Origin of the sequence: Paenibacillus marchantiae, assembly GCF_028771845.1 — a bacterium.
GTDB lineage: Bacteria > Bacillota > Bacilli > Paenibacillales > Paenibacillaceae > Paenibacillus > Paenibacillus marchantiae.
The window spans coordinates 3,718,950-3,741,439 of the sequence record NZ_CP118270.1 but is presented as its reverse complement, the minus strand read 5'-3'; the positions used below and the strand labels follow the sequence as shown (position 1 = coordinate 3,741,439).

Below are 22,490 nucleotides of genomic sequence, written 5' to 3'. Positions count from 1 at the left end.
TTTTATTTCAGCATTATAATGCTAATTTTATATCATCCCGGATGTGTAGACTTACTCGGAGAACAGGTCCTGTTCAGGGCGTGCCCGGATTTTTAATTGCCGAACGCTGTACTCCAATTGTTTCACAATATCATCCAGTTGTTTGCGATCAATCTTCGTTGGATCTTCCACTGGCTTCGCCGACGACTTCAGATCCCGAATCGTTAACTGCTGCTCTTGCCACTTGTCCATCAGATCCGCTATATTGGCATAGAAACGTTCGTAATCTTTAATAACCAAATCAAGATAGGCATCCACCTCATCCGGATCATAACCACGAAGTTTATAGTTGAATTGTTTTTCATGAATCGATAAAGCGTCGAGCTGCACGCCCAATTGCTTGAACAATTGTCTTTGTTTGTCCAATCTTCGTTTCATATGCTCATCCATATTGACAACCCTCCATTATCAAACGCGCCGCGGTAAGCACAAGAAGATCTTCGATACCGCCGCATTTTCTCTCTATATTTTTTATAACACATTATCCGTCAGATATAAAATCGAACGAACCTCTTTGCACACGAAACTGATTGCTTCTTATGAAATTCGGGTAAGGACTGACTACAACCCCATTGCGGGAAAGGAGCATGTCCTTATGAGTACATTAACCAAAGATCAACTTCAAGAGCTGAAAAACGCTCTTTTGGAACAACGTGAAAACCTACAACGCCATTTTGAATCCAGCATGGAAGACGGTGCTCCAGCCGAGTCCCTGAAAGATTCAACTGGTGAGCTGTCATCATACGATAATCACCCGGCAGATGCTGGTACGGAGACGTTTGAGCGAAGCCGTGACTTGGCGATAGATGATACGTTGACCGACGAGTTCAATCAGGTGAATGAAGCGTTGGAGCGAATCGAACAGGGAACGTATGGCTCCTGTGTGACGTGTGGTAAGGATATTCCTTTTGAACGACTCGAAGCGATCCCTTACACAGCCTACTGTATCGATGATACGCCTAACCGCGAGTTAAGCAACGAACGGCCAGTTGAGGAGCAAGTCATGACGATGCCGCCGAGCGGTGCCGGAGAAGTAAGACAGCGCAATGCTGGCAAGTTCGATAACGCTGATGCCTGGGAAGCCGTCGAGGAATATGGCACATCGAACTCCCCCGCAACCGCAGCCAAACGTGACGTGAAAGATTATGATGAAAACATGTAGTTTATGAACGAATTAAGGTCATTTTCGCAATAATAGGTACATGTTTTCCATCATGCCAAATTACGCATGAAAAAGCCGCCAATGGCGGCTTTTTTCTTGGTGGCATATCATCTTTACACAGATGAAACTTCAATATGACGATGAATATGCTTCGATTACTCTTCCGCCTGACCACCAGACGAGGATTCCTTCTGCTTTTTAGCAGGTCTTGACGTTTTCGCAACAGACTTGCCCTTATCGGGTGAAGCCTTCTTTTTCAATTTCCCAGCGGTTTCCGAAACGGGCTTATTCACCGTATCTTTGGATAGGGAACTGAATAAATGAAAGACCTCTTGGTCCGCATCATGCCTGTCTTTCGTTAAATAGGGTTCACACATCTTCGTAATGTTGTTGTACAACTGCTCTACTTCTTCCCGGCTAGCATACAACGTCATATCTGAGATAAACATACGGTCCCCGTTTTCCGCCTGATTCATAAATCTCCGACGGCTCTGCTCAAACATTTCATTTAACAATTTGAAGGTTTCGGAACGAAATACCTCCTTCAAAGGTGAGTTCTCTTCATCTTCGTTACGGAGCTGGATTTCTCCCTTGAAGGGCTCATAATATTTGGCGATGATTCCATTAATTTCACGAGTGGATACGATGGTAAGCAGACCGATTTTCTCCAGTTTCTTCACATGATAATGTACCTTGGCTGGCACTTCGCCCATCTGGTCTGCGATCTCTTTAACCGTAGAGGGTCTGCCCTGTTTATTAAACATATTCAAGATCTGTATCCGATACGGATCGGAGTAGACCTTGATTTCTTCAATCGTTGAAAGTACTTTGCGCTGCATACCTGTATCCTCATTTCCGGGGTACCTGTTGCCCATCATGTGTATATTATACCGTCCGGACAGGGTTACGGTCAAAACAGGCTAGCGATAACACGTTTGAGGAAGCCTTTTTATAGAACGGTGCGGAAAGTCTTGCTTAGAAGCACCAAAACGGCTGACATGGCAAGCAAAACACCAAACACGATAAATAGAATCGGCAATGCCACCCAATCGGCAAGGGCTCCTGAAACCAAGCTACCTAATGGAGCAACACTCACGACGAGCATAGTTTGAAGGGCATACACTCTGCCAAGCATCTCGGAAGGCGTAACTTCCATGAGATAGGACGCAAGGGGTGTTGTAGCAAGTGGAATCCCCATACCCATCATCAGACAAAAGACAGCAGCAACAGGCAGCTGGTAGGACGTCATGTAAGCCGGGAGTGCGGTCATGGCATAACTGAGCCCCAACATGACAATACCTACAATGACCAGCACACTTTTACGGTAATTCGATCCTCGATGAGACAGCCACAAGCCACTCAGTACCATGCCTGCCACAATCAGCCCACTGAGTAGACTTAAACCTCCCGCTCCGGCGTGCAACGTTTCAATGACATATGGCGTGCGAAGAACATTGAATGGCATCAGACAAAAGTTAACAAAGGCGAACAGAATGGAGACGATCAGTAACAACACATGTTTACGCATAAAATGAAAGGCTTCTGTCATTTCAGAGAATATACTTTTTCTTGCTGGAGGAGAATCAGATGAATCAAATGACGTATTATCATTGTTAGGTGATGTTGAGGTTTTCGGGTACCCCACACGGCTCATCAGGAGTGCACTTAAGGCAAACAAGCCCGCATCTATCAATATCGTCCACGTGATCCCTGCCGTTGCAATTAACGTTCCCGCCACTGCAAGTCCTGCGAGTTCTGCAACCCGGGTTGCAGATGATGCCATGGCATTACCAGACAGCAGCATTGATTTGGGAAGTAATCGCGGTACAGTGGATACCTCAGCGGGTGACGCGAAACATTCCAGAAGGGAATTCAGAATGGTGATGACGAACAGATGCCAGACTTGCAGCTCACCCAGACCAAATAATAGTGCTGTAATGCCAACAAATAAGCCTCGACCAGTATTCGTGAGCACAATCACCTTTTTGGGCGACATGCGATCAACCAGTGCGCCGACAAACAGCCCCAGAAAGATACTTGGCAAAAAGTTAACTGCCAGCAGTGTTCCCATCAGCAGCTTTGAACCTGTCAAAATGTACACCATCCAGCTATAGGCAATGGAATCAATCGAATCGCCGAATCTGGATACTACCTTGCTCACCATAAACTGCACATACGGTTTAATCCGAATTAATTCCCCGATCCCTTGTTTGCGTGCGACTGTACCTTCGCTCATGATTACTCCGCCTTTCAACGTGAAAATATTTTTAATGTTAATTTTATTTTAACGTATGATATGCGAAAATCAACCCTTTCGTGAAAATATTTTTAACGTTGTGTATATCCCTATAAACACAAAAAAACAGACCGAATGGTCTGTTCTCTTTGCACCAAAATTTGCTGCTATGATTCGTAGTTCATGTACTAGTCCTCAGTCTTGAATTGAAATCCGATACTCTCTTCTTTTGCCTCCAGCATCAACTGGTACACCTTCTCTGCTTCACTACCCAGCCGTTCCTTGCTGCTCTGGTAGTTCGTCCAGGTTAATTCAAGCGGCAGCTCAATCATGCCTGTAAGGCAGTCCCACAAGGCGTCCAGATTTGCACCATAAAAGTCTGGCAGTTCAAGCTTTTGCTTCAATAGCTCATGCAGTTCTGTTGTGCTGTAAAAGTCCTCACCGTTAAGTACTACCCTCTTCATGTCTGTCCTTCCTTATTTCAAGCGAGTAAAGGATGCGTAGTGGTCTGTCGTTTTGTAAATCAAGCCGTCACTGGAATACAGGATGCGGTCCGAATTACGGAAACCGGAAGTGTAGTTGATATCCGCTTCACGCCAAGTACGGCCACTCGCTGCTGGAAGCAAGCCTTCCCGGTTGCTAAACACGTCTCCACCGATACTTTTGCCCGGAGCAACCGTAGCGAGGTTGCCTTGAGAAGAAACCCAGCCTAGTGCCGTTGCCTGTGCTTTGGTAATGTAGTTACATGGCAGTTGCCCGTTGGCGCTGAGATAGTTGGCTACACCAGTAAACGTATTGATAATGGTACACGTTGCAGCTGAAGCCTTCTGCTGTCCAACCGGAGCGATCTGTGAACCTGTGAAGAAAACAATCGTTAACATAACCGCTAACAGAGCTGTAGACAAAAACTTTTTCATAAATCCAGCCTCCCAATGACTCTAAAATGGATGAACGTTGCCACTATGTAAGTGATATGAGATGTGAATTCTGCCAGGATGTACGTTCTGCTAGATTATAGTGAACAAGCCATCTATTTACTATTTATATCACATCATTTTGGAGGAAAGATCAAATTCAACTGCTATTTTTGTAAAAATATATAAATATAACATTTAAATATAAAAAAAGACTCACATCCCGGGGGATGGAGTCTGCCATTTCGATCATTTCCTATCATCTATCATGCTAGCATGTTAGCTCCTGCTTTAATCCACTAATTGCACCCGTTGACGGGTTCGCGCCGATTCTAGGCATGCATCAATGACACGCATATTCTGAATGGTATTTTGCGGACTGAACGGTAGCGCTTTTCCTTCAAGCACTGCGGCTGCAAAAGTCTCCACCTGCAAAACATAGGAGTTGGATACCGATACACGTTCCTCACGGCTGACGGAATCGGTGTGCACGATAATCTGTGGTGGAATATCACTATTCTCCCAGCCGAACACCTTAGGAAGTTCAATCCGCCCATCGGTACCGAGAATCTCCATCTCGGCTCTTCCAGAGGCCCACATGCCGCAGTCAAACGTTAATGCTACTGAATTGGGAAACTCCACAAGTCCTGAAGCCATCATATCGACGCCATCATGTTCTTCCGAAAAAAGAGCGTGTACCGTTACCGCTTCCGGCTCCTGCCCCAGATACATGCGGGCTGCCGAGATTGGATATACGCCAAGATCAAATAATGATCCTCCGCCCATCTCCCTTTTGAACCTTACATTGTCTTTATCCTCAGCGGTATTGCAGGTGAAATTGCCATGGAGGGCTCTGACCGTACCAATCTCTCCACTGGCTATTATCTCTTGCACACGTCTGTGCTTTGGATGGTATCGATACATGATGGCTTCTGCAAACAGTACGCCGTGCTGTTGACATACCTCAATCATTTCCGCCGCTTCTTCTGAATTCAGAGCAGCCGGTTTCTCACATAATACATGTTTTCCAGCCTGAGCAGCCTTAATCGTCCACTCCTTATGCATATGGTTCGGCAGAGGAATATACACAGCTTCAATATCCGGGTCCGCAATGAGTTCATCATAGCTGCCATACGCTCTGGCAATGTCGAGTTCATTCGCAAGAGCTTCCGCCTTCTCCTTGCTGCGGCTGGCTATCGCCAAGACCTCACCCCGTTCGGATTGTTGAATCGCCGGAATGACTGCATTTTTCGCGATTGTGGATGTACCAAGTACTCCCCACTGTAAGTGTCTGTCCATGCTTATCTTCCTTTCACTCCGTAATTGTCCTCTTCTGCCTTGTGTAACATGCCGAGACAACGATCGAGATCGGCCTTAACCTGTTTTTTATATAATTCAGCTTTCTCCGCACCATCATCCGTGAAGTGATATAAAACGATTTCCTGAAAATCGACTTTGGGATCACTGCCCTTCAGCTTCTTTGTCCGATAAAAGACACCCTGTTGAACCAATTCATGCAGCGCCCGGTATATCTCGCTCTGGGGTGGTACATAACCGTAGGCTTTGAATTCCTGCTTCATTGCCTCCAGCATTTCATAGCCGTATCCCCTATGCTGTTCAACCATCGTAATCAGATACAGCTTAATAAATGCCCGCTGCGCAATCATAAAAGCCACGTTCATTCCCCTCCTGTCAGCTCTATATATCTAGTATTATAAAACTTATGTTCCCCTTCTGCCATCTTTATCCGTCCTTCTCCCTTTAATCCATGGGCGTTGGAAGGCAAGAAGGAGAAATGATGGATAGGCAGAAACGTAAGGTAGAGCGGGATTTGAAGTTTTCTGTTATGAATTTTTCAGGTAATAAAATTTTAAAATTTATTTCAAAAGTGTTCGTCGTGGTATTGGCGTCACTTTTTTTTCAGGTTACTGCCTTCATTTTTATCGGTCCTCTTTATCGGCCTTCAACTCACTGTTGTTCTGAATTTTTCATATAATGATGTATTCACCTGTTAATCAGGTTTGGACTTCGGTACAGTTCCCACAATCCACTTGCCCCAGCTTACGCGAGAGATGAGCCATGTGAGTACGCAGGATAACGTAAGCGCCAGCAGCCAGGTGATGATCATGCGCACTACGGGGTTTAAACCCAATGCCACATAAAACTGTTCATCCGGAATGTAGCTGTAGCGCAACATCAGCATGTGCATCAGGTAGCCCCCGTACGAAACCCCGCCAATCCACGCCAGCAATCGTGTTACTCTGATATTGTGGAGCTTGCCAGCCAGCTGGTACATCACCATGATGGAAGCAATGAGGAATAAGATCATATCCGGCCGGATGAGACTGACGGTATAGAATGTAATCTGTATGCCCTCCGGCTTCTGGAACTCTTGCATTAACTTATATATAAACCGAAGACCAAGGACTATAAACACGGTCCAATATCCCCAGCGCAAACGTTGAATCCACTCATTCCAGCGTTGAACCGATAGCCCGGCTGCCGCACCAAGCACAAAATAAAAAAAGAAATACAGAAAATTTCGATCGGCATAGGTTGTAAAGGCATCGGTCAGCACCGGGACATTCAACCATTCCATGAACCTGGCGATATTTCGCAATTGATCCGCGAGCACAAGGTACACCACACCGGAAATCAGAAGAGCTATTGTGCGCCCCTTCGCCTCATATCGGTTATAGACATAACGGATTGCCCGCAAAAACAGGGGAAACAACAGATAAAACTGAATAAGCATAATAATGTACCAAAAATGCGAGCTCGTCTTACCCGTGATTAATTTTAAACCAAGGTCAGGAATATCCTGCCAACCAAATCCGTTCCAGCCGCGAGGCGCGAGTGTGAAGTAGATCAGTGACCAAATAATATAGGGGACGATTACATCGGTTAATCGCTTTTGCATGAAACGACCATAATTCAACTTGTCTCCTGTATTATAGAAAAGCACCATGCCTGTGATAAAAATAAATAGAGGTACTGCAAATTTGGACAGCATCAGCAGGATGGCGAGCAATACGCCATCTTCCAGTCCCGCTTCTGGGACCAGGGAATAATGTGCTATGGAATGCTGAAGGACGACCGCCGCAAAAGCAATTCCCCTCAGACTCTCGATCTCTGTAATTCGTTCTTTACGAGGCATAACAAACAGCCTCCTTTCTTGGTTTTGCCATGAAAACGACGTACAATGAAGCCATATATTGATGAACGGGGTGATTCACATCTCAGATACAGACCAAGACATAACTACCATTGACTCTAAATATGTACAACAGCATCTGGCTAACGAGCGGACCTTTCTGGCTTGGGTTCGTACCGGCATTGCCATGGTTGGCATTGGCTTTCTCGCAGCTGGCTTCGGCTTCAGTTCAACGGCCTATGATCGGATGGCCCATATCGCAGCAATCATCATTGGTATTACTTCCTTAGTCAGCGGCATTCTGATCATCCTGTGTTCTGCAGCCGCTTACCACCGAAAACGCAATCAGATTAATTCACAAACATTCCAGGCATCCACGAAATTAATTCGGTTCCTGACACTGATGTTGCTGGTGATTGGACTGGCCCTGGCCGTATTACTGTATGTATTGTTATTCCCTGCTTGGCAGGTTTAACACCTGAACCTCTGACGTTCATTTATGCATCATACACAGGAACAAAAGCCGGCTTCCTCTAAGGAAACCGGCTGATGACCACCTGGTGGTTCACATATATCATTCCAGTTGAAGAATCCTGTCTTTGGTGATCCGATTTATTATAGAAAAGTATTGTTGCCAAGTCGAGCGGCCTTATCCCGAGCTTCCAATCTTTGATTTTCCATATCGTGATCCGTGCGCTCAACCGTAACATCATCCCGATTGACATCGATTCTGTCCCGGTTCACATAACTGTTATTGCTGAACACGTCATAAACATCCGTGTCCCGATCCGTAGAGTCCACGAGTAGCAGGATTTTACCACTTTGCACGTATTCCTCATACTGTCTTGCATCCTCTTCCGGAATGCCGAGACCCACGAGTCCACCTACAAGTCCGCCTGCTCCTGCACCTACAGCGGCACCAGTGAATGCTGCGGCAATTGGACCAGCCGCCAGAATAGGGCCTATGCCTGGAATCGCCAATGCCCCAATGCCAGCGAGCAATCCAGCTACTCCGCCGAGTACCCCGCCTGTTGCCGCACCTGCAGCTACACCTTCGGGTGCTTTTGTACCCGTCTCTTCGCGAATGGCCTTCAGTTCATCCCGATCCTGTGTGACGACCGAGATTTCGTCTGAAGTGAATCCTTGCGCTTTCAGTCCCTCGATTGCGGATGATGCCTCACGTTCTGTATTAAACACACCTACGATTTTCTTCTGCATAGTGAATCCCTCCTCATCTAATTGAGTGGTTCGCTATGTTATTACCCGCTTTGTTTTCTTTCAAACGCTTCCACCACAATATCATATCCTTGAAGGCCTAGGAGGATGGCCGACCATTGATATGCAGCGAGTCACCGCGCTAGGGCCTGCACGTGGTTCGTTAGTGCTCAAAACGCCTAATCCGCCGATCGCATACTCGCTCATTCAGAGCACGTTCAGACCCAACTTTCAGACCGAGGCTGGCAAACACATTCTAGCTAAACTCGTGGTTTAGCTCGGTTAGTAGCAATCGCTTCCAGCGGGTCATCCGGCCAATAATGTTTGGGATAACGACCTTTCAAGTCTTTCTTGACCTCAAAATAAGTTTCCCGCCAAAAGTTCGCCAGATCTCGTGTGACCTGTACAGGCCGCTGCGCCGGGGAAAGCAAATGTATGGTCAGTGGTACTCGACCACCGCCAATACGCGGGGTCTCCTGCTGTCCAAACATCTCCTGCAGTCTCACCGCGAGCGTAGGATCTTCAGGTCGGCTATAGTCCACCGGGATACGTGAACCACTAGGCACCTGAATATGTGTAGGCGCTTCACGATCCAATTGCTGTCGCTGTTCCCAGCTGAGTCCGCCGAGCAGCACATCCTGCATCGACAATTTCTTAAGATCCGCAGCAGATCTCATGCCTGTCAGAAAAGGGCTGAGATGTTCTGCCAGTTCTTCGGTCAGATGATCTTCGATGAGATCAGGCCATTCTGGCAAATGATAATGTAAAAAGCGCATCCTGTCCGCCAGCTGTCGCGATGATTTTGTCCAAGGCAAACAATCCAGCCCTTCGATACGTATTCCCGAGAGTAATGCTTCAAGCACCTGATCTTCGGGTGGCTGTGCAATGCCGTTCTCTTTCAACGTAATGGCTCCAATTCGCAGCCTTCTATGTGCCCGCACACTGCGGGTGTTTCTATCCCAGGCCACCTGAACCTCTTCATGCAGCAGATGTGGACCAAAGTCCAGCAATCTCTTCTCCTGCACTGGCGCAGCCAGCAGGATGCGCGCATCCGCGCCCTGGTCGTCGGCTTCGGCTGCGACCAGATAGGCTGAACGGCTCAGCGATTCTGTCGCTGCGAGCCGTACCCCGCGGCCGCTGCTCAGCAGATAGCGGCCGTCCTCCCGGCGTTGCCCGATCCGGTCCGGATAAGCGAAGGACAGCAGCCATCCGCAGCTGTCCTCATCCGGCCGTACCGGATCGGCCGCCGGGCCGAGCGCCGAGCGCAGCTGGCGGCTCTCCTGGAGCATGCGCCGCACGGCAGCACCGTCTGCGACAGATGCTGCCGCTTGTGGCATGCCGCTGCTGTCCGCAGTCAGCAGCGCTTCCACGCGCGGGCGCAGATCGGTGCCCGCGCCTGCACTGCCACTGCTGCGGAGGCCGGCAGGCTCCTGCAGCAGTGCCGCCAGCATGCTGGCGTAGCTGGCCAGCCCAAGCTCCGCCGCGCGGAGCAGCATGCTGGCCAGTCGCGGATGCACGCCAAGCGTGTTCATCCGCCGCCCGAAGGGCGTGATGCGGCCTGCCTCGTCCAGGCCGCCCAGCTGGCGCAGCAGCGCCTGTGCCTGGCCGTAGGCTGCGGCAGGTGGGGTGTCCAGCCACTGCAGCTCTGCAGGGGACTGGACACCCCAGGCGGCAAGCTCCAGCGCCAGCGGCGCAAGGTCCGCGGAGGCAATCTCCGGCTTTGCTGCATCAGGCAGTACGCCATGGGCCTCTTCGCTCCATAGCCGGTAACACACGCCCGGTGCAATTCGCCCCGCGCGCCCCCGCCGCTGATCGGCTGACGCCTTGGACACCGGCAGGGTGACGAGCCGACTCATGCCGGTCCGCGGCGAGAATACCGAGGCACGGCTCAGTCCCGCATCCACCACGACTTTAACTCCAGCCAAGGTAAGACTGGATTCAGCAATGGACGTGGACAGTACAACCTTCCGTTTACCTTCATCTGCGGGTCGCACAGCTTCATCCTGCCGTTCTACAGGCATGCTGCCATATAGTGTATGTACCTGAACATAAGCAGGAAGCATGAGGTTTGACAGCTCTCGCTCTGTGCGATGGATTTCTTTTGCACCCGGTAGGAAAACTAGCACATCCCCTTCCTGTTCTTCCAGTGCCTTAACAACAGCCTGAGCTGTAAAAGTCTCGATCTGCTCGGATACCGGTTTGGATACATATCGGGTTTCCACCGGAAACGTTCGTCCAGGACAGGCAATCCATCTCGTCCCCTCACCAAGCAGCGCACAGACAGGAACAGGGTCCAGCGTGGCCGACATCACCAGCAGTTTCAGATCAGGACGCAGCATGGCCCGGGATTCAAGCGCAAGCGCCAGACCAAGGTCACCATGCAGATGCCGCTCATGAAATTCATCAAAGATAATCATCGCCGTGTCTTCCAGGCCCTGGTCCTGTTGAAGCATCCGGGTCAATACACCCTCCGTCACCACTTCTATGCGAGTGGATTGACTTACACGCGTATCCATCCGCACCCGATACCCTACGGTCTGTCCTGCTTTTTCACCTAGTGAAGCTGCCATTCGTGCAGCTGCCGAGCGAGCGGCGAGTCTGCGGGGCTCCAGCATAATGATTTTCCGTCCAGTAACCCATGGCTCCTCCAGCAGTGCCAGCGGTACTACGGTCGTTTTACCCGCACCCGGCTCCGCAATTAACACACCTGTATCCTTCGCCTGAAATAACTGCCTTAGTTCAGGAATAATCTGTTGTATCGGTAAATCCGTCTTCATCTCATCTCTCCTAATTAATGTTCCACGTGTCTATTCGAATGTTAGCATTATAACAAAAAAAGCCGTTCCAGAGGAACGACTTCATACATACATCCATTTCAACATTTTACATCCTTCCATTTAACTCGCTCAAAACGCTGATTGAAAGTAGCTCTATGGATGAATACAAAATGCTCATTTAGCTCAGCAGCGACTCTGCACCGTCAATGACAATTTCCGCACCTGTGATATGTCTGGACTCCGCAGAAGCCAGGAACGCTACCAGATCAGCGACGTGCTCTGGCTGACCCGGTCCGTCCGCAAGCGGTTGCTGGCCTTCCGGGAATTCCATTGGAATGACAATTTGCTGCAACTCATCCGTTTTGACCGTACTTTGGTCAATATTCGTTGCAATCGCTCCAGGACAGATGACATTGACACGAATCTTGAACTTCGCCAATTCCAGCGCAGCCATCTTCGCAAAAGCAACTTGCCCCGCCTTAGATGTACTGTACGCCGACATGCCGAAGCTGGAGAAGCGCTGATTACCGTTAATGGAGCTCGTGATAATGATACTGCCGCCACCACGTTTCTTCATATGAGGCAGTGCATATTTGATCGTAAAAAAAGTCCCGTTCAGATTCGTCGTAATAATCTGCTGCCAATCCTCAACCTGAATTTCCTCAATTGGTGCCGATACGCCATTAATACCTGCGTTGGCAAAAACGATATCCAGACCACCGAACAATTCGATGGTCTCCAGGACTGCTTTTTCCACCCGGGCAGGATCGGAAATATCTACATCGAAAGCTCTTGCCGCACCTGCACGCAGCTTATTAATTTCGGCTTCCGTCTCCGAAATCCGATCATTAACCAGATCAAGCAGCGCAACATGTGCTCCCTCACTCGCCAGTTTGAGCGCTGCCGCTTTGCCAATTCCCGAACCAGCACCAGTAATAATGGCGACTTTGCCTTCGAACCGAGACTTGCCGTTATGTTGTGTCATTATCCATTCCACTCCTTCTCGCTCAGTAATTATGTAAGAATGTACGTTCATGCAATATCTGTAAGTAGATTCTTCACAAGATTACCCAAAAAGAGTGTCTTTTAAATCAATACGGACAAGTTTTTTCGTAGGTGATGCTCACCATTTTTAGCAGCATGATTAGATCATCCTGTAATGCTTCACCCGATCTCACCATTCCAGCTCAATGAAAGCGGCATCATCTTCAAGCCCACCCGTATGTCTGGCATCCAGCAGTACCTGGATGTGCTCATCCGGTATATAAGCCTGAATCGCATCTAGGTCATTCAGGCCATCCGTGTACAGTTGAAGACGAACTACTTCATTGGCAGACAGTTTAGCCTCATAGATATGCGGTTTGCCACCAACCGGACCCTCCAGTGTAGACCAACGTTCATTCGTAAGGCAGTTCACCTGAAATGCTGCCGATTCCTCCTGACCGTTACGCCAAAGACGGATGCGGGAGTCCCCCTGCCAGGCTAGCCACACCTTGCTTTTTCGATTGCCTTCCGTGAGCTCGATGCGTCCACACACATACATGGCCTGACTTCCCTTGCTCCGCTTCTCCATCAGCACTTCCCGCAGCAGTACAGGCGAATTTTCCAAAGGTTGCAACTTCTCCAGCTGTTCGGATGCCGGACTGGTCAAATCATGAAGCAGACGTTCCATAACATCCAAAGAAGGATACTGAGTCGTTTCCAGCCACTCCAACAAGGCGTTTCCCAGAAAGCGTGCAGCAAAATCACCAAGGTAACTCATGCCTACCCCATCACATAATACGAAAGTACACACATTACCATTCATGCGAACAGCAGCAAAATCCTGTCCGGTGTCTCCCTGATTAACGGTCTCCGCCGCTCTTCCATAACCGTACCTGCACTTGAATGTACCTTGATAACGGGTCAACGGCTGTTCCCCCGTCTGGACACTCACATAGCGAAAGTTGCTCTGATAATGGTCCGCACGGCTTCCCTTATCTCCAGCAGACAATGTTGCCAAACGCATCGCTCTCATGATTTCCCCTCCTATCTCACAGGCGTAGCAGCGGACATCTGAAACCCGATGGATACCAGTTCTGCACAAGTACCAGGAAGCATCATCAGTGCACCAGGTGAAAGCAAATAATCTGCCTCAACCAGCATTTCACGATAACTTTCCGGCAGAACCGAGGACATATTGCGCAGCTTCTCCCCATGTTCATCCTGAAGGACCGTCTCCTGGGATATTCCCTTCCATCTTCGGGGCTCCGAAATAGGGCCTTCCAGCAGATGATCGGATATAAAAATATTCTCGACGAGTACATTGCCATCAGGCACACTCATACCCATAATTCTTTTGGCAATAGGCTCCGGATCTTCACCTGTAGCTACCCCATCAGTCATATGACATACAAGCGGCGCAGGACAATCTTGCATATTGGGAATTTCAGCCTGTAGAATCTTCTCGGCTTGCAGGAAAGCCTTCGCTGAATCCGAGAATCTTTTCGGCGTTAAGTCCGGCAACGAACCCACAGCAGCAATCTCGTCGATGCCCTTAATCCCGTTCAACAGATCGTACACATCATCGCTGTATGCCAGAATCGCGATCCTGTAACGGGGTGTCAATCGGTTTCCCTTGGTCGAACGAAACACCATTTGGCGAATAGCCAGAGATAAGGCATCATAGACGACATCAATCCGCCGACGGTTGTCCAGAACCATATTCATGGAGGCGCTAATATCAATTAAATAGATAATCAGTGCAGGTGTGCGCTGGGATGCTTGAATTGTGTAGTTCATCTGGGATGTGTCACCTCCGTCGTTCCCATTATTTTACAAGTTGGGTAATGTATAATCCGTATTGCTTAGGAATTTATTGATCGCATTCATTCGTGCTGCCACTTTACCGACACCTTTGAAATAGGTCGCGTCGGTGTTGTACAGATTTTTGAAATCACGCGCGTATGATTCCGCATTCTCAATTTTTCTGCCTTTTTGCGCATTATACGTTTTATTGTAATGGGCAATCAGTGTGACGACATTCTGGGCACGTTTTTTCTTGAGCGCAGCTTTCTGGGCTACTTCCTGTTTGCGTTGAGCCTCGGCTGCTGCCTTACGCTCGGCTTCCTGCTTCGCAATTTTAGCGTCATTTTCTTTTTTCCAGACTAGATAGGCTTCATATTTTACCTGTTTGTCGTACTTTTCCTGTTCAGCCTTCTTGGCTGCTTCAAGCTTCTCTTGTTTCTGCTTGGCCAGATAAGCCTCATATTTCGCTTGCTTATCATACTTGGCCTGAAGCGCTTTACGCTCTTCTTCTTTCTTCTTGGCCTCTGCCTGCTTTTTCTCCGCTTCAGCCAGCTTTTTCTTTTCCTCTGCATCAAGTTTCGCCGCATCTGCTTCTTTTTGTTTCTTTTCTTCTTCCTGCTGCTTCAGAGCAGTCACCCTCGCAGCTTCGGCCTCTTCCGCAGCCTTTAGTTCGGCCTGCTTGGCAGCCGCCTCCTGCTCCTTCTGTTTAACCTCGGCCTGATCAGCCAATATTTTAACCGTTGGCACGCTTCCAGCTAACAGAACAATCAGCACAGCCGAAGAAATCATAAACTTTTTGGATCGGTAAAAAGGAATCTTGGCTGGCTGAGCTGCATCATCATGCTTGGGATTTAGCTTCGCGTCCAGCTCTTGAATCGCAGCCTCAACTTCCATCTGCATCGCACTGTTATCCGGAATGAAATGATGTAGTGAACGATACACTTCGAGCGCAGCAGCCGGTTTGCCTTCATTCTCCAATGCTCTCGCCTGAAGGAAGAGACGATTCACTACCGCTTCCTGACCAGGAGAAGGTTCCACAGCGGGCACGTTCTGATCCGTATTTCCCTGCTTATCCGCTATACCGCTTGCTGCTCCTGTCCCTTTGATCTGGTTCGTCTCGACTGCATTTATCTGGTCTGAAGCCTTGACTTCAGATTCTACAACAGATGCTGCACTTGCCAGATGGATGTCCACAGCAGCCAGCGCCACAAACCATTCGCCAAACGTAGGGCAACTGCTGAGATCATGACTCTCCCAGGCACGAATAAACAGATCGGACACCTTCGAGCCCCAGCGCTTCTGCAGCGACTCTCTCATGGCATAATAACGTTCATTTACTGTCTGCATTTCGTGCTGGTCAAAATAACTTTCTCCCCATGCTTTCTCCACAATCGCTGCATCAGACCAACTTAACATCTCAGCAATGATAACTGCTCCGGCAAAACGATCGGCATACGCACTCCACAAACCGCTGTGCACTGTCCGATGGGCCGCATACCCCGGTGAACCGGCAAGCAAAGCATCCGGACGATCCATTCTGGAACCATACATCTGCTCAACATCTACCAGTTCAACTGCTGAAACCCCTCTCAGGTTCTCCACTTCGGAAAAAAACGGAATCATCACATTGGGTGCGGACAAATCACAATGAGCCAGCCCACGCTGTTCCATGGCCGAGCCGATCCCGGCCAGAGCTCTCGCCAGCTTCAGACTTTCCTCTGCTGTCAGCTGCTTCTGATCGCTGATTACATCGAACCAGGTCAGACCATGTACCCACGGCATCAATACCGCGTACAACAGATCAGGATGTTCTCCAATGAGCGCTCCGTTTCTTTCCGGAGTGAGCACATCACGCTTGCATACCTGCAAACCTGGCAGTTCACTATAAGACTCCATATGCTCAGACTGATACACCATAGCCGGAATACGGAATTTAGGGAAAAATACTTTTAGTGCTTTGGCCCCACTTACGGAACCGTTACGGGGTAACAACTGATAGACGATACCCTGCCTTCCAGCTTGGGCGTAAGCCAGACCAGGTGCAGCCGGATGCTGCCCAATGATATAGGCAATGTCGTTAATCACCACTTCATCCCCGGGATTTGGTTGAAAAGACATGCTCATCCCTCTCTCTGTCATTCTGTCATAGTGCAACAAAAACCGGGTGTTGTGAAAACGCCCGGTTTTTGCTGTAGTTGTAAATCTTCAGCTTGCTTCCTGCATATGATTCTGGGCGAATTCGGATATGGAACCTGCCCGAACTATGTATCGCAGATTAGCGAGCTTGGTCTGCCGTACGGAATTTGTTGGCAATAGCCGTCAGTTCCGCGCTGATGCTATTTAGCGTTTGAACGAAAGATTGCATTTGTTTGCTGGCTTCCTGGAATTCCTGGAAGAAGCGTTGTTTCGTCATACCTTCCCATTGTCCTTCCATACTTGTGATGGATTGAGTCAATGTAGAAACGATTTGCTGACTTTGCTCACCGCTTTGTTTAAATTGGTTGGAAACCTGATCAAGCTGTTCTGGGGTAACTAAAATACGTCCTGCCATTTGTAAATTCCTCCTTGGTTTGTGCAATTAAATTCACTTGTTCAAATTGTACTATACAAGGATCGATCGGACAAAAGCCGAAGGACCTAATCCTATTTACCCCATTTTTAGCATTCGAAACTTCGCCTAACAGCCTATTTATAAAAAAAATTCACTTTCTGCTGTCTTGCTTATTCAGCCTTGTACCCGTGAGCTCAGGAAACCACAGGTTCGGTTCCTCTTCTCCCACGAAAGGAGGGATCTGTGAATCTCCACGCCACAGGTTCAGGCTGCATGGCCTGAATCAGGGTCGCCGGTGAGCCATCAGGCGGTGCGGCATCCTGTACACGGTACACTGCCGCTACCGCGGAAAATGGATCGGATACAACAGCAGCAGTTGCCGAATGCGCAGGCATAATCTCTCCTGCACGCTCCGTCTGAAGAACATTCAACATATTGACCGCATTGCCATAGGCTGTGTTCACATGACTCAACACTGTACGATACTCCATGTCCACTTGCTGGAATAACAAGGCCTTGCGTCCCAGCTGTACGCTCAAGTCCATAAAACGACGTACTGCTGCTTCACAGAGTCGCTTACTGTGATTCCATTCATTCATGATCGCGGCGCGGGCTTCAAGATCCCACTCCAGCGAATGAATGGCCTGATCCAATACTGTCATCTTTTGCTGTATTTGCTCCGCCGCATACTGAATCTGCCTGCTCAGTGCCCGAAGCACATCCGGTTCCACACGAATGCGCATTTACCATCACCTTTCCTCTTCCCCTGCAGGCTGTTTAAGCCAGTCCAGCAGCATCTCGTGAAACTGTTCTCTCGTCGTCAGTGCTGCAACAAGCCAATCATCCGAAGCCGATGTACTCATGCGAAACAGCCAGTTGGATACCGTACTTGCAGCGAAAGCCGCAGACTGTGATTTCCATCCTTCTCCGTTCCATACAAGCAACCGTAGTTCCCCTTCTGATTCCTTGTTCACCAGACAGCGCGCAAGTGCAAGTGATCCCTCGGGATCGCTCGTCTCTTGTACTAACTCATCAGCCACTGCCTGTAATTCTTTGTTCTTCAGATCATTCATCACATCATAGAATTTTTTCTTGGAGCACATCAGAGCCGGCTTTTCCGCCGGAGAATGACCACTCCAATTCATCCTTTGAATCAGAAAATCAATCGCTTCACGAACATTCCCCAAATCACTCAGCCGGAACGAATCCGGTTCGTCTGCAACACGGGATACTTCAACGACCCGTTCATCCGTGCAGTGCACATAACTTTCATACGACTTGCCGCTGTGCGTGTAGCGAATCCAGCAAGCCCTGTCGGACAGTCCCGCAATGGCTACCCTGGAGAATACGGTCGGTGTCATGATCAACTCATTGCTGTCCTGATCCTGAATCAGATATCCTTTGTCGAGCAGGGATGTTTTTACACGTTCCCACTCCAAAGCAATGTCTTCCGCCATATATCCGCGGAACGGATCTTCCACGCCAAGCAATCGGTCTGAACCGAGAATACCGGCCAGGAAAAAAAGCTCTTTTATTTGCAAAGTGACTACCTTTTGCTTGGAATCATGAACCGTCAACATTATGAGCCACCTCCCCTCAAACTACAACATGCCATCGGTCACGAATTTCAGAAATCCAATCGGTCATTTTCCAGGTGCCATCACATGGAATTGCACCTTTAACCCTGGAATATTTACGTTTAACATAATAACCTTGACCCGGAGGCAGTACCTTCAGCCCAGTTGAACTCCCTCCGGATTCCGAATAAGGTATACGGAAGAACGAGAGATCATTAGGGTCTAAAGTCCCGAACAACAATCCGCTCTGGGAAGCCTTCACATCGTTCACCCAGTCAGAACCAAAGGTTGGGAAGTCTGCCGGAACTCCTGACAGAATCACATGTATGCCTCGATCCCTTCCTTGACGAACGATCGCTCCTAATTGATCCTTCACATTAAAATCATTTAATTGCTTGGATAACGTATCCGCATCGTCGATAACGAGAACGATCTCCGGTCCACCGGTTAACTCGCCTCTTTTTAGAACTTCATCGTACAACTGTTGGATCACAGGTGCAAGCTGTTCTTCACGGGATACATGTCCACGGACATGGGGTAAACTGCTGATTTCCCCCAGTCCTCCGGAACCATACCGCATATCTACCGTGTATATTTGCACGTCTTCAGGAGACGCATGATAGGCAAGGGATAACATCCAGGTCAGCAAAAATGTCGTTTTGCCACCTTCCATCGGACTCGTAACCATGAAATGTGGCCCTTCACGCAAATTTAACTGGAAGGGTTCCAGATCATCGGTTAGCAAACCTACGGGTACTGTTAAGGATGATACGTCTCCAACTTGCCCGAAGGTTCCTGTACGGATAAGCACATCTTTGAGCTTAACCTCTTCCGGGAGCGGCGCAATCTGCGGCGCTTCTTCTCCGTTCCAGCTTTCTCTGATCTCTGCAATCGTGCGGCGCAGAGCGGAAGAACGTTTGCCTTCATCTGCTCCGGATGACGGCAACGCCGCCTGGAACATCAATGGAGGAACCTGTCCTTTGACCAGTCCTCTTCCTGGTGGAAGCTGGCTAGGTGCCTTGGACGGCCGACCCACTGCGTAATAATAGTCGCTTGGATCAGATAATTCAAACGAAACCGCATTGGGAATATTGCTTCTGAATTTCTCAAATACATCCGTAACACGGTTGGCCGTGAGGATAAATGTGATTCCCAGACTGCCGCCTTCACGAAGGATCGTTTCCAGAAGTTCATTCTCCTCGGGATACGCATTTCGGAAAGAAAGATAACCATCAATAACAACTACAATTTGCGGCACAGCTGCATGGGCTGTGCGACGGTAGGCTGATATTGTCTTAACCCCGGCTTCCGAGATCATGTCCTTGCGTTGTGCCGACAGTTTCAGGATGTACCGGAATAACCGCTTGATTCGATCTTCCTCTTCAGACATCATTACCCCACCGATCTGAGGCAAACTAGCGAAATCCTTCATCATCCGGCCCATATCAATAATATAGCCATGCCAAGGTTCAGTCCGCTTAGAACGGGCCAGTGACATAAGCAAGGTTTGCACAAACGTCGTTTTCCCCAGACCAGGCATACCGTATACAACCAGATGTCCCTGATCCACCGGAAGTGCGAGCGGCTGCTGTCGTTGATTAGGCAAATCATCCAGCAGACCAACTACAGGTTTCAGGCCACTGGCACCCCCGTCAAGCAATGCCTCACGATTCTCTTCTTCCTGCCAGTCGTTGAGACTTTCCCATTCCAGGGTCTCAGGCAAGGGTGGCAACCAGGGTCCCGGTAATCGGGTGATCCCCGCCTCTGCTGCCGCTTCCGCCACATAATCAATGAATACCTGAAGCTGCTTGGGCACATCCTCCCCTTTGAGCACAGCTCTGCGCTCTCCAGTCAATAGTGGCTCACGTTTCCCATTCAAACGAACTTCCATAACAGGCAGTACCGTCGTTGTATCTTCCTGCTGATTATATGGCGCACCGCTCCAGGCGAATTGCATTTCCTCAAACACTTCATCACTGCCTACCTGGAAGTATCCACGACCCGGCTTGGTGATCCAGGCCGCATTCGGAATTTTGATCATATCCCGACTATCCCCTTCGCTTTGAACGCGAAGACAGATACGGAAACGCGAATTGCTCCAGATTTTATCATCGACCACACCTGCAGGCTTCTGAGTTGCCAGTATAAGATGTACACCTAGTGTCCGGCCGATGGCCGCTATGCTGATTAATTCATCCATGAACTCCGGCTGATCCCGCTTCAATTGCGCAAACTCGTCAATGATGATAACTAAGTGCGGCAGAGGCTGTTCATGTCTGGAACGCAGAATTTTGTAGTACTCATCAATGTGCTGGAGATTTCCTGCATCATTTAATATTTTTTGCCTTCTGACCAGTTCGGCCCGCAGTGAGATATTGGCTCGTTCAATCAAATTCCCATCCAGATTGGTGATCGTGCCGACGACGTGAGGCAAGCCCACAAATGTATTCGACATCCCGCCGCCCTTATAGTCAATTAACATAAAAGCCAGATCATGCGGATGGAACTCGGCAGCCAAAGAGGCCACAATCGACTGGATAACTTCACTTTTGCCTGAACCCGTTGTCCCTGCGATCAGGCCATGCGGGCCATGGCCCTGACGTTCAATTTTATCATGTAAGTTAATCGCAATTTTCTTACCCCCAGCTCGCACGCCCATAGGTACGGGAAGTGTGTCCGGGTATCGTGTTTGGCTCCAGCGTGCGACCACGTCCAGATCCTCTACTCGTGATGTACTTAACATGTCGAACAACGGAAGCACCTGTGGTATATCCGAAGCGGATGATCGTTTCAGACGGATCGGTGACATATAACGCGAGAGCGCCTCTGCGGACTCTCTGGAGATCACATCTGGTGTGTACGCTTGCCTGATCACGTCGGCATCCTCGGTTTTTTTGATATAAAGCCCTTTGCCTTTGGAAGCCTCCATAATTAACTGACAATGCATGGGTAGCGATTCCTTACGGTTTGCCAATATGATGGTACATACATCGATCTCCTGAGCTGATTCCAGCAGCAGAGGAAGCAGCGGCTCTTCTTCTATTAATTGAGTATCCGAGAGAACCACCACATAACATGGAGTTTGCACGGTTTTCTTGTAGCGATCTTCCTTATTATTGCGCCTACGGTTCAACACGGAAAACAAGCTGTCCGCCAATTGATGCGCACCGCTGTGCCTGTCGGCCATATAGCGTTGTCCTTGATCTTCATCCCAAATGTGGGGCAGCCAGCGTAGCCAATCCCATTCCTTCGATTCCTTTTCTTCATAAAAGGCAGCAATCTTCAATTCATCCGGTGAATGACGAACGGTCAGTTGTGAGATAATCACTCGAAGTGAAGAAAGAACTTCCTCACGATTGCCGACCAGACCCATCACTTTCGATTGAAATAAAGGCAGTGTAATCGATGCTTCGGGCACCGTCTCGAATTCAGCTGCCAATTCATGAGCCGCTTCAATTAACTCATCCTTTTCGTAACCGTCCACACGAGGAACCTGAAGTTTGATCCGAAACGGAATCTCGCCTGTGCCAATTCGTACCTGCAGGAAATCATCATCTTCAGGAGAACGTTCCCATAACGAACTGTTGCGATTCTTCACCAACTGAAGACATACATTCGGATCACCATGAATTTCGTACAGACTCTTCACTTGCTCCGCTTGAGCTTCCTTCAGCTCTTCACGATGCTTCTCCAGTTGTGCTCGATACATAGTAGTACGCTCTTCCAGCTTTTTGCGATAGGTCTTCTTGTTGCTCAGATACACAAAAAACGGAATCGTGTATGACGTAAGCATCATCATAACCGTCATCATCTGAAACATCATATAATTGGGATTGTTCATTTTGCCGCTCATATTGATATATACGTAGAAACCGATGCTGACCATCGTCATCATGATCGGTACAATAATAGAAATCATTGAAAACGTAGGTTTGTTTGGTTCTGCCGGAGGCCTCAGAATTTCCAGCCTTTCTTCCTTGAGAACCGGTGTCATTCTTGGAGAACGCTGATATAACACATTCACGAAGAGAAGACCTCCTTATATTTCATTGCCGTAATCAATATATACGTCTAGATT

21 protein-coding genes are annotated in these 22,490 nt (G+C 48.7%); 3 read left to right on the top strand and 18 right to left on the bottom strand.

Annotated elements, in window-relative coordinates:
- Positions 1-51 precede the first annotated feature (51 nt).
- Positions 52-429, bottom strand: coding sequence for a DivIVA domain-containing protein (locus PTQ21_RS17180; protein ID WP_024630343.1), 378 nt, complete (start codon positions 427-429; stop codon positions 52-54).
- Between the two features lie 205 nt (positions 430-634).
- On the opposite strand from PTQ21_RS17180, the gene PTQ21_RS17175 reads away from it, so the two are divergent.
- On the top strand, positions 635-1,201 hold the full coding sequence (locus tag PTQ21_RS17175) for a TraR/DksA C4-type zinc finger protein (protein ID WP_063563237.1): 567 nt from the start codon (positions 635-637) through the stop codon (positions 1,199-1,201).
- A gap of 155 nt (positions 1,202-1,356) precedes the next feature.
- Here PTQ21_RS17175 and PTQ21_RS17170 read toward each other — a convergent pair whose 3' ends face one another.
- The 7 genes from PTQ21_RS17170 to PTQ21_RS17140 form a co-directional block, all read right to left on the bottom strand.
- Positions 1,357-2,040: an ArsR/SmtB family transcription factor gene (locus PTQ21_RS17170; RefSeq protein ID WP_063563236.1), complete on the bottom strand. Its 684-nt coding sequence runs from the start codon at positions 2,038-2,040 to the stop codon at positions 1,357-1,359.
- A 110-nt stretch (positions 2,041-2,150) separates the two neighbouring features.
- On the bottom strand, positions 2,151-3,437 hold the full coding sequence (locus PTQ21_RS17165) for an MFS transporter (protein ID WP_274566449.1): 1,287 nt from the start codon (positions 3,435-3,437) through the stop codon (positions 2,151-2,153).
- Positions 3,438-3,625: 188 nt separating this feature from the next.
- Positions 3,626-3,901, bottom strand: coding sequence for a barstar family protein (locus PTQ21_RS17160; RefSeq protein ID WP_072732447.1), 276 nt, complete (start codon positions 3,899-3,901; stop codon positions 3,626-3,628).
- Positions 3,902-3,913: 12 nt separating this feature from the next.
- On the bottom strand, positions 3,914-4,354 hold the full coding sequence (locus PTQ21_RS17155) for a ribonuclease (RefSeq protein WP_064639004.1): 441 nt from the start codon (positions 4,352-4,354) through the stop codon (positions 3,914-3,916).
- A 288-nt stretch (positions 4,355-4,642) separates the two neighbouring features.
- On the bottom strand, positions 4,643-5,650 hold the full coding sequence (locus PTQ21_RS17150; protein WP_090949178.1) for a Gfo/Idh/MocA family protein: 1,008 nt from the start codon (positions 5,648-5,650) through the stop codon (positions 4,643-4,645).
- A gap of 2 nt (positions 5,651-5,652) precedes the next feature.
- Positions 5,653-6,027 carry a replication termination protein gene (locus tag PTQ21_RS17145; RefSeq protein WP_063563231.1) on the bottom strand — a complete coding sequence of 125 codons (375 nt, stop codon included), beginning with the start codon at positions 6,025-6,027 and terminating at the stop codon, positions 5,653-5,655.
- 335 nt (positions 6,028-6,362) lie between these two features.
- Positions 6,363-7,508 carry an acyltransferase gene (locus PTQ21_RS17140; RefSeq protein WP_274566446.1) on the bottom strand — a complete coding sequence of 382 codons (1,146 nt, stop codon included), beginning with the start codon at positions 7,506-7,508 and terminating at the stop codon, positions 6,363-6,365.
- A 61-nt stretch (positions 7,509-7,569) separates the two neighbouring features.
- Between PTQ21_RS17140 and PTQ21_RS17135 the strand changes: the two genes are divergently transcribed.
- A complete protein-coding gene (locus tag PTQ21_RS17135; protein ID WP_063563228.1) occupies positions 7,570-7,980 on the top strand; it encodes a YidH family protein in 411 nt (136 codons plus the stop codon).
- A 140-nt stretch (positions 7,981-8,120) separates the two neighbouring features.
- Here PTQ21_RS17135 and PTQ21_RS17130 read toward each other — a convergent pair whose 3' ends face one another.
- Positions 8,121-8,723: a general stress protein gene (locus tag PTQ21_RS17130; RefSeq protein WP_274566444.1), complete on the bottom strand. Its 603-nt coding sequence runs from the start codon at positions 8,721-8,723 to the stop codon at positions 8,121-8,123.
- Between the two features lie 121 nt (positions 8,724-8,844).
- On the opposite strand from PTQ21_RS17130, the gene PTQ21_RS17125 reads away from it, so the two are divergent.
- Positions 8,845-8,997: a hypothetical protein gene (locus PTQ21_RS17125; RefSeq protein WP_274566443.1), complete on the top strand. Its 153-nt coding sequence runs from the start codon at positions 8,845-8,847 to the stop codon at positions 8,995-8,997.
- Here PTQ21_RS17125 and hrpB read toward each other — a convergent pair.
- From hrpB to essC, 9 genes are all read right to left on the bottom strand, one after another.
- A complete protein-coding gene (hrpB, locus tag PTQ21_RS17120) occupies positions 8,981-11,497 on the bottom strand; it encodes an ATP-dependent helicase HrpB (RefSeq protein ID WP_274566442.1) in 2,517 nt (838 codons plus the stop codon). The two genes, PTQ21_RS17125 and hrpB, sit on opposite strands and share 17 nt — an antisense overlap.
- A gap of 178 nt (positions 11,498-11,675) precedes the next feature.
- Entirely contained in the window at positions 11,676-12,482 is an 807-nt protein-coding gene (locus PTQ21_RS17115) for an SDR family oxidoreductase (RefSeq protein WP_063566319.1), read from the bottom strand.
- 189 nt (positions 12,483-12,671) lie between these two features.
- Positions 12,672-13,514 (bottom strand): hypothetical protein, encoded by an 843-nt coding sequence (locus PTQ21_RS17110; protein ID WP_274566441.1) that lies wholly within the window; start codon positions 13,512-13,514, stop codon positions 12,672-12,674.
- 11 nt (positions 13,515-13,525) lie between these two features.
- Positions 13,526-14,278, bottom strand: coding sequence for a vWA domain-containing protein (locus PTQ21_RS17105; RefSeq protein ID WP_063566320.1), 753 nt, complete (start codon positions 14,276-14,278; stop codon positions 13,526-13,528).
- 33 nt (positions 14,279-14,311) lie between these two features.
- Positions 14,312-16,402: a serine/threonine-protein kinase gene (locus tag PTQ21_RS17100; RefSeq protein WP_072732442.1), complete on the bottom strand. Its 2,091-nt coding sequence runs from the start codon at positions 16,400-16,402 to the stop codon at positions 14,312-14,314.
- 157 nt (positions 16,403-16,559) lie between these two features.
- A complete protein-coding gene (locus PTQ21_RS17095) occupies positions 16,560-16,835 on the bottom strand; it encodes a WXG100 family type VII secretion target (RefSeq protein ID WP_017689071.1) in 276 nt (91 codons plus the stop codon).
- A gap of 194 nt (positions 16,836-17,029) precedes the next feature.
- The gene (locus PTQ21_RS17090; protein WP_063566322.1) at positions 17,030-17,578 is read right to left on the bottom strand and encodes a WXG100 family type VII secretion target; all 549 of its coding nucleotides are present in this window, start codon (positions 17,576-17,578) and stop codon (positions 17,030-17,032) included.
- Positions 17,579-17,584: 6 nt separating this feature from the next.
- Positions 17,585-18,415 carry a hypothetical protein gene (locus tag PTQ21_RS17085; protein WP_063566323.1) on the bottom strand — a complete coding sequence of 277 codons (831 nt, stop codon included), beginning with the start codon at positions 18,413-18,415 and terminating at the stop codon, positions 17,585-17,587.
- A gap of 16 nt (positions 18,416-18,431) precedes the next feature.
- Positions 18,432-22,436 carry a type VII secretion protein EssC gene (essC, locus tag PTQ21_RS17080; protein ID WP_274566439.1) on the bottom strand — a complete coding sequence of 1,335 codons (4,005 nt, stop codon included), beginning with the start codon at positions 22,434-22,436 and terminating at the stop codon, positions 18,432-18,434.
- Positions 22,437-22,490 lie beyond the last annotated feature (54 nt).

What these genes read in the sequence shown, in the direction of transcription:
- PTQ21_RS17180 (WP_024630343.1), bottom strand. Translation starts at nt 429, where the DNA reads ATGGATGAGCATATGAAACGAAGATTGGACAAACAAAGACAATTGTTC.
- PTQ21_RS17175 (WP_063563237.1), top strand. Translation starts at nt 635, where the DNA reads ATGAGTACATTAACCAAAGATCAACTTCAAGAGCTGAAAAACGCTCTT.
- PTQ21_RS17170 (WP_063563236.1), bottom strand. Translation starts at nt 2,040, where the DNA reads ATGCAGCGCAAAGTACTTTCAACGATTGAAGAAATCAAGGTCTACTCC.
- PTQ21_RS17165 (WP_274566449.1), bottom strand. Translation starts at nt 3,437, where the DNA reads ATGAGCGAAGGTACAGTCGCACGCAAACAAGGGATCGGGGAATTAATT.
- PTQ21_RS17160 (WP_072732447.1), bottom strand. Translation starts at nt 3,901, where the DNA reads ATGAAGAGGGTAGTACTTAACGGTGAGGACTTTTACAGCACAACAGAA.
- PTQ21_RS17155 (WP_064639004.1), bottom strand. Translation starts at nt 4,354, where the DNA reads ATGAAAAAGTTTTTGTCTACAGCTCTGTTAGCGGTTATGTTAACGATT.
- PTQ21_RS17150 (WP_090949178.1), bottom strand. Translation starts at nt 5,650, where the DNA reads ATGGACAGACACTTACAGTGGGGAGTACTTGGTACATCCACAATCGCG.
- PTQ21_RS17140 (WP_274566446.1), bottom strand. Translation starts at nt 7,508, where the DNA reads ATGCCTCGTAAAGAACGAATTACAGAGATCGAGAGTCTGAGGGGAATT.
- PTQ21_RS17135 (WP_063563228.1), top strand. Translation starts at nt 7,570, where the DNA reads ATGAACGGGGTGATTCACATCTCAGATACAGACCAAGACATAACTACC.
- PTQ21_RS17130 (WP_274566444.1), bottom strand. Translation starts at nt 8,723, where the DNA reads ATGCAGAAGAAAATCGTAGGTGTGTTTAATACAGAACGTGAGGCATCA.
- PTQ21_RS17125 (WP_274566443.1), top strand. Translation starts at nt 8,845, where the DNA reads ATGCAGCGAGTCACCGCGCTAGGGCCTGCACGTGGTTCGTTAGTGCTC.
- hrpB (WP_274566442.1), bottom strand. Translation starts at nt 11,497, where the DNA reads ATGAAGACGGATTTACCGATACAACAGATTATTCCTGAACTAAGGCAG.
- PTQ21_RS17115 (WP_063566319.1), bottom strand. Translation starts at nt 12,482, where the DNA reads ATGACACAACATAACGGCAAGTCTCGGTTCGAAGGCAAAGTCGCCATT.
- PTQ21_RS17110 (WP_274566441.1), bottom strand. Translation starts at nt 13,514, where the DNA reads ATGAGAGCGATGCGTTTGGCAACATTGTCTGCTGGAGATAAGGGAAGC.
- PTQ21_RS17105 (WP_063566320.1), bottom strand. Translation starts at nt 14,278, where the DNA reads ATGAACTACACAATTCAAGCATCCCAGCGCACACCTGCACTGATTATC.
- PTQ21_RS17100 (WP_072732442.1), bottom strand. Translation starts at nt 16,402, where the DNA reads ATGTCTTTTCAACCAAATCCCGGGGATGAAGTGGTGATTAACGACATT.
- PTQ21_RS17095 (WP_017689071.1), bottom strand. Translation starts at nt 16,835, where the DNA reads ATGGCAGGACGTATTTTAGTTACCCCAGAACAGCTTGATCAGGTTTCC.
- PTQ21_RS17090 (WP_063566322.1), bottom strand. Translation starts at nt 17,578, where the DNA reads ATGCGCATTCGTGTGGAACCGGATGTGCTTCGGGCACTGAGCAGGCAG.
- PTQ21_RS17085 (WP_063566323.1), bottom strand. Translation starts at nt 18,415, where the DNA reads ATGTTGACGGTTCATGATTCCAAGCAAAAGGTAGTCACTTTGCAAATA.